This is a genomic window from Legionella fairfieldensis ATCC 49588, from assembly GCF_000621525.1.
GTDB classification, from domain to species: domain Bacteria; phylum Pseudomonadota; class Gammaproteobacteria; order Legionellales; family Legionellaceae; genus Tatlockia; species Tatlockia fairfieldensis.
Window position 1 is genome coordinate 1 of sequence record NZ_JHYC01000045.1, and the last position, 6,209, is coordinate 6,209.

A 6,209-nucleotide genomic window follows, 5' to 3' on the forward strand; every position below is an offset into this window, starting at 1 on the left:
CCCCTATTGAATGCCCCACATCCTCAGCCATTGAAGTGAAAGGAGAGTAAGATGCAAGCCACTATAAAACTACCTGTTGTCAATAAAGAAACGATAGACGTTCTTAATCGAGTCCTTCCTGATGGCAGGTCTTATTTGGAACGGGTCTATGTCAAAATCGGATTGCTCATTAAAGCGAGTGCATTAAACAACGCCTTTGCTCTAGTGAATCTCTACCAATTACACGATGAGATTATCAATCTCAGCGCCTATTTCGATGATGAGGTGGATAAATTTGAAGGGCAGATTGAAAAGAAAAAAACGATTAATCCCACCAAGGTATCGTTCATTGCTCAATCTGAGCATGACTTGCCTTGCAACAATCCACTGGCGTGTTCTCTATATGAATTAATGGTGGGCTTTGATAAGTTACTTTCCACCTTAAAATTACTTCATCTTAGCGGTTTGCTGGAATCGAAAGCGGCGTTGTATCAATTAAAGGAACGCTATCAGAAAAAGCTCAATACCCTCCTAAGTCAGATTATCCAGACCCCTTCGACCCAGCATTATCCGACCTCTGTCGCCGAGCTGATTGAGACCCCTGACGCCTTCGATAAAACCTCCATTCGACTCGATGTGTTAATCCAGGCCCTGGATGCGCCTTATGCGCCAGGGGTTAGTGCCCAAGGTCTTCATCAGATGAAATACAAACTGAAGCAGCTGGTTCAGCGCCAGTCTGCTAAGGCGGTGGAGGTTCAGGCATGAGATTATTTATCTGTGAAAAACCCTCACAAGCTCGTGATATTGCCCACGCTATGGACGGTTCTTTTGAAAAAGACGAGGGCTTTTTAAAATCAAGCCACACTATCATTACCTGGTGTTTTGGTCATCTGCTGGAATTAGCACCACCCGATGATTACTGTGAGAATCTAAAACCCTGGCGAATTTCGGTGTTACCCGTCATTCCCGAACGCTGGGTATTACAGCCTCAGGCTAAAACTAAAAAGCAGCTCACCGTCATTGGCAAGCTTTTAAAAAAAGCAACCCTTGTAGTGATTGCGACCGATGCCGACAGGGAAGGGGATGTGATTGGCCGCGAAGTATTGGATTATTTTTCCTACCAGGGCGAGGTCAAACGTTTATGGTTATCGGCTCTTGATGACGCTTCGGTAAAAAAAGCCCTTCAGGACATTAGACCAGGGGAGTCTACCGAAAATCTCTACCAGGCAGGACTTGGAAGGTCACGCGCTGACTGGCTGGTTGGCATGAACTTAACCATGGCAACCTCCTGTTTATTTGGTACGCGAGGACAGGGTGTTTTATCCGTAGGCCGGGTACAAACGCCTACCCTGAAACTGGTGGTCGACCGAGACAAAGCTATTGAGGCGTTTAAAGCCAAGGACTACTTCATTTTAAAAGCCCAATTTAAAGTTGATACCTATGCGCCTTTTTGGATGAGTTGGGATATCCCAGAAGATTTGGTTGATGAGGAAGGGCGTTGCATTAATCTAGCGCTCGTTAATCAAGTTGCTGATGCGGTTAAACATCATCAAGGAACGATATCTCAATTTAGTGAAACAAAAAAATCACAAAGTGCCCCCCTGTGTCTATCGCTCTCGGCTCTGCAAAAGCTCGCGTCAGCGAAATACGGCTTTGGTGCCAAAGAAGTCCTGGATATCGCTCAAGCCCTGTATGAAACGCATAAGGCAACCACTTACCCAAGGACTGATTGTGGCTATTTGCCTGAGAGTCAATTGTCAGATGCGCCGAAGGTGTTAAAGGCTTTAAGCGACATCGACCCAACGCTTCAACCCCTGCTGGAATTAACGAATACAGCCTACCAATCCAACGTCTGGAATGACAAAAAAATTACCGCTCACCACGGTATTATTCCTACTTTAAATTCTAAAGTCAGATTGGCTGCAATGAGTGATAAGGAGTTGAAGCTCTATGATGTTATCCGACGTTATTATATTGCCCAATTTTTAGGAACCTATGATTATCTGGCACGCACAACGACTTGCTTGATTAACCAATATCAGTTTAGCGCCAGCCATAACACGCCTTTGAAACCAGGTTTTAAACAGGCTTTGGTGGGTTTGAATGAAGACGATGAGCAGGAGCTATCGGATGAGTTAATCTTGCCAGCACTTCAGCAGGGCGATGAGACGCATTGTGTTGAAACCGAGGTGCAAAGCAGGAAAAGCAAGCCACCTGCTCGATTTAGCGAAGGCACGCTGATTGCGGCGATGAAATCCATTGCCCATTATGTCGAAGACCCCAGTCTTAAGAAAGTGCTTAAGGACACAGCGGGCATAGGAACCGAAGCAACTCGCGCTAATATTCTGGAAACCTTAATCAACCGCGACTATGTGGCGAAGAAAGGAAAGCAACTGATTTCAACTTCGAAGGGCCGAGCGCTGATTGCTCTTCTCCCTGACTCCATCACAAACCCTGCCACCACAGCCCTTTGGGAACAAGAGCTGGATAATATTGCCGAAGGAAAAAGCGATATGAGTGATTTTTTAGACGAACAGACAGATACCTTGGAGGGCATGATACAGCAGCTTGAAAAGCTGGCTCAGTCCAAAGAAGCGCTGGGCAATGAGGTTACACACCCCTGCCCAGACTGTAAAAAACCCATGTTCCGCAGAAAAGGTAACAAAAGATACTGGTGGGGATGTAGCGGCTATCCAGAGTGTAAAACAACAGCGTTTGATGAAAAAGGCAAGCCCCAATTTCTCTCTAAAACACTAAACAATGAAGGTTGAGGAGTCCAACGTGTTAATGATTCTTTTTGTTATATTTATAGGCTGCTTTCTATTAGAGCGCTTGATTCCAGGCTGGAAATTACCTCATATAAAAACATGGCCTGTTAGAGTTGTTTTGCTAAATCTGATACAGATGGCTGTAGTGATATTGGCAGGCCACTCTTGGGAAGTCTGGCTTTCTTCCTGGTCTTTGTTTCACCTTTCAAATTATGTATCGGTTTGGTCTGGCGGATTCATTGCTTATTTTATAGCAACCTTTGTGTTCTATGGGTGGCATAGAGCACGCCATGAGTTTGATATATTGTGGGTTGGTTTTCACCAAATTCATCATAGTCCGCAAAGGCTTGAAGTCATCACCTCCTTTTATAAACATCCTGGAGAGATGATTGTAAACTCAATAATAGGAAGTCTTCTGGTCTATACAATTCTTGGTTTGTCTCTTGAGGCTGGTGTTATTTACACCGCCTGTACTGCAATAGGTGAGTTTTTTTATCACACCAATGTAAAGACCCCTCGATGGGTGGGTTACCTATTTCAACGTCCGGAAATGCATAGAATCCATCACCAATTTAATAGTCATAAAAATAACTATGGTGATATTGTCTGGTGGGACATGCTCTTTGGGACTTATGAGAATCCTAAAGAATGGAGTCATGCTTGCGGGTTTACACCAGAAAGAGAGGAGCAGCTAGTTAATATGTTGGCTTATAAAGATGTTCACAAAGAGAGTGGTTCCAAGTCCCCCAATTCCAGATAAAAAAAAGAGGAGTTATTGATGAAATTATATGCTGTGCTCAGTCGAGAAGTTGTTGAAATGATTGGATCAGAGGAAGATTCAAAGAACAATCATTTAGATAATTACGAAACGCTTTTTTTCTATAAAGAAGCCTCAGGCGTTTTAGTGGCCTTCCAGTATTACCCTTCATTTTGTAAGCCGTTGACAACGCTTAAACAGGCGCAAATATTGAGCAATCGTTTTGCAAGGTATGAAAAAGAACTTTATGAAAAAGACTTTATTGCCCAAATTATTTTGGAGTATGAGGACGATTTGGAGAATAACCGGTTTACTCCTACTTGCCTATTTGCCAGGTTTACCAAGGCCACTAGGATTTCGCCCTCACGCTGGAGAAAACACATTATCGTTTCTGAAGAGAATGTGGAATTAGATGAAAAAACATCTCTGCCTCAGGAAAATTGTCTGGAATGGGGCTTAATAGTTGACCGAGAGATGATGAAGAGTTTTATGGAAGAACCGTTTAAAAGCTCTTAAAAGTTCTTATTTCATTTAATAACTTTTTTATTGTGCCCCTAAGGATTTACATCTGTATTCTGAGCAGGGTGAATTTTCGCAGATTTATGGTTTTGAGTGGAATCACACGGGTCAACAGAAAATTTATGTTCAAATGCCACTCTACTAGTAATCATTCATGGCTGACACTGGTTTCATTAACACTTTTTCCAGCCTATTTTTAGTCATCTACGTATAACCAGGAGAAAACATATGACTATTAAAGCAGTTTATAGCGCATCAGGTGAAAAACCATTTTCATTTCCGCTCTATGTATCCAATAAATCAGTCGATAATACTGAATATAAAAAAATAAACTTAAATCTGCCATCGTTTGAATCCAATGAAATTGTGCTTTTTGAAGGAAATAATAAAGGCTATTTTTTGACTGTCATTCATGAAGAGGAACCAGTCTGTGTTTTAAAATCGACTCTATCTAAGGAAGAACTTGATAACTATCTCTATAATGAACGAATTGAATGTAAACAATTCAATTACTCACTCAGCGCCAAGGATGTGTTTTTTGTGTATTACTTGCTAAACCATTCCTTTTATCAGACCGACCCATCATTTCCTTGTTTTCATTTTCTGATTAAAGAAGTAGAAGGGATAGAGCATTTTTATTCATTGTACCGTTGCTATGAGTCCTTATATGAAAAACTCAAAAACAGTAAAAATGTAGATTTTTTTCAATTGCTTAACGAGGATGAATTAAATATTTTCAAGTTTAGTATCTTTTGTAATTCCGGTGATGTTCCGCTTCACTTGCTTTGTGAGGATATGCTAAAAAATTATTTAAGAACCCTACCAGATCTTAAAGCAGATGCCTTTGAAAAATTTGGTATCAGTGACTTTAATATAAACGGACTAATTAGGACGCTTAAAATGAACCCTTACTATTATATAGGGCGTATCTATGATGATAAGAGTCCTTCGGTATTTTATATTGATTATCCCCATCCAGACATTGAATCGTTTTTGAAACCTGAGGATGAATTAATATTGTGGAGAGCTGGCAAGAAATTTTGTGAGTATCTGACAGACAATTTTAATTCTATCGCAGATATGAATGAGTCAAGGTTATATATAGAATAATTTGGCAATTTTAAAAGCTATGCAAAAAGATAACGTGTGGTAATTTACGGTTTCAGGGCAAATTTAACCTTCAAACCGTAAGTTTTGACACGAATTGGGTTGCTACCTCCTTTTATGGTTTTTATAATTTTCCAATACATCAGATTGACAATTGGATTTGAAAAACTCAACAAATCCAAATTCCTTTAACGCGGTTTGTTTTGAAATCCATCCAATAGCCTTGTAGATATCGTTAAATTTTTTCCACAGTTGAGATATTGATTCAGATGGTGTAATCGCATTTTTAAATTTCCATATGGGTTCATGATGAAATAAACGATTTCGAATCAATTTAATTTCTTCGAACCGTTGAAAAATGTCTTTTCTATCATCTGCACCACTTCGTTTATATCTAGGAAAAACCTGTGGTATTAGATCAGGCCATAAGCGATAGGAGTAAAATTGATCTCTATAGGTCTTTTGCTTAAGTAAGTTCACCCAAAAACCAAAGGTCAATGAGGCAATAATGTCATTGGTTGCATACTCTTTTTTTCTCGACAGCTCTTTTTTTAAATCATAAATAATGGCTTTAGACTTTCCGTCTTGAACGACAAACTCAAACCAATTCTCATCATTAAATTTTCTGGATACGGCTTGATGTATCCCGTTTCGCAAAGCGACTTCAGCGGCGTGCATAAAGGGATAAAGGGCCTGACACATCAATAAATCCAATGATACGCCCCTACTATTTCATGATTGGAGCAGGAAGGGCAGAGGGTTTCGTAACTTTTCAATCGTTCAATGGATATGCTGTCTTCTAAAGTTGGATACATTTTTTTCTCAAGATGATTGACCCAGGCCAGTTAAATAGTCCATAATTAGTGCATAGCTTTTGGAGATCCGTGAAAACGCCTCCTTAAGCAGTTGACCAAAAACCACCTTTAGTCTCAATTCTTGAATCAAGATACAATTAGAATAAAACCACTCTACTAATCATTCCATTCGGATGTGGTTTATGAAGCATAATTGGAGAATATACATCCGATATAAATCGGACACGAGAGCCACTGGTTTTTCCAACAGTGCTCTCCCTATAC

General features: G+C 40.3%; 6 protein-coding genes. 5 read left to right on the forward strand and 1 reads right to left on the reverse strand.

Translation table 11 applies throughout. The features are described from left to right. The first annotated feature begins 51 nt into the window (after nt 1-51). The 5 genes from T345_RS0110475 to T345_RS0110495 all read left to right on the forward strand — a co-directional run bounded on the left by T345_RS0110475 (nt 52) and on the right by T345_RS0110495 (nt 5,133). Nucleotides 52-744 (forward strand): AcaB family transcriptional regulator, encoded by a 693-nt coding sequence (locus T345_RS0110475; protein WP_028389302.1) that lies wholly within the window; start codon nt 52-54, stop codon nt 742-744. After that, nucleotides 741-2,750, forward strand: a complete 2,010-nt coding sequence (locus tag T345_RS0110480) for a DNA topoisomerase III (RefSeq protein ID WP_028389303.1) — start codon at nt 741-743, stop codon at nt 2,748-2,750. Before T345_RS0110475 ends, T345_RS0110480 begins: the two co-directional genes overlap by 4 nt. Nucleotides 2,751-2,766: 16 nt before the next feature. After that, a complete protein-coding gene (locus T345_RS0110485) occupies nt 2,767-3,507 on the forward strand; it encodes a sterol desaturase family protein (protein WP_242604611.1) in 741 nt (246 codons plus the stop codon). Nucleotides 3,508-3,525: 18 nt separating this feature from the next. Beyond that, nucleotides 3,526-4,020: a hypothetical protein gene (locus T345_RS0110490; RefSeq protein ID WP_028389305.1), complete on the forward strand. Its 495-nt coding sequence runs from the start codon at nt 3,526-3,528 to the stop codon at nt 4,018-4,020. Between the two features lie 231 nt (nt 4,021-4,251). Then, complete coding sequence (locus T345_RS0110495; RefSeq protein WP_028389306.1) at nt 4,252-5,133, forward strand: hypothetical protein; 882 nt, start codon at nt 4,252-4,254, stop codon at nt 5,131-5,133. A gap of 102 nt (nt 5,134-5,235) precedes the next feature. Here T345_RS0110495 and T345_RS14165 read toward each other — a convergent pair whose 3' ends face one another. After that, nucleotides 5,236-5,844, reverse strand: a complete 609-nt coding sequence (locus T345_RS14165) for a hypothetical protein (protein WP_242604608.1) — start codon at nt 5,842-5,844, stop codon at nt 5,236-5,238. Nucleotides 5,845-6,209: the final 365 nt, after the last annotated feature.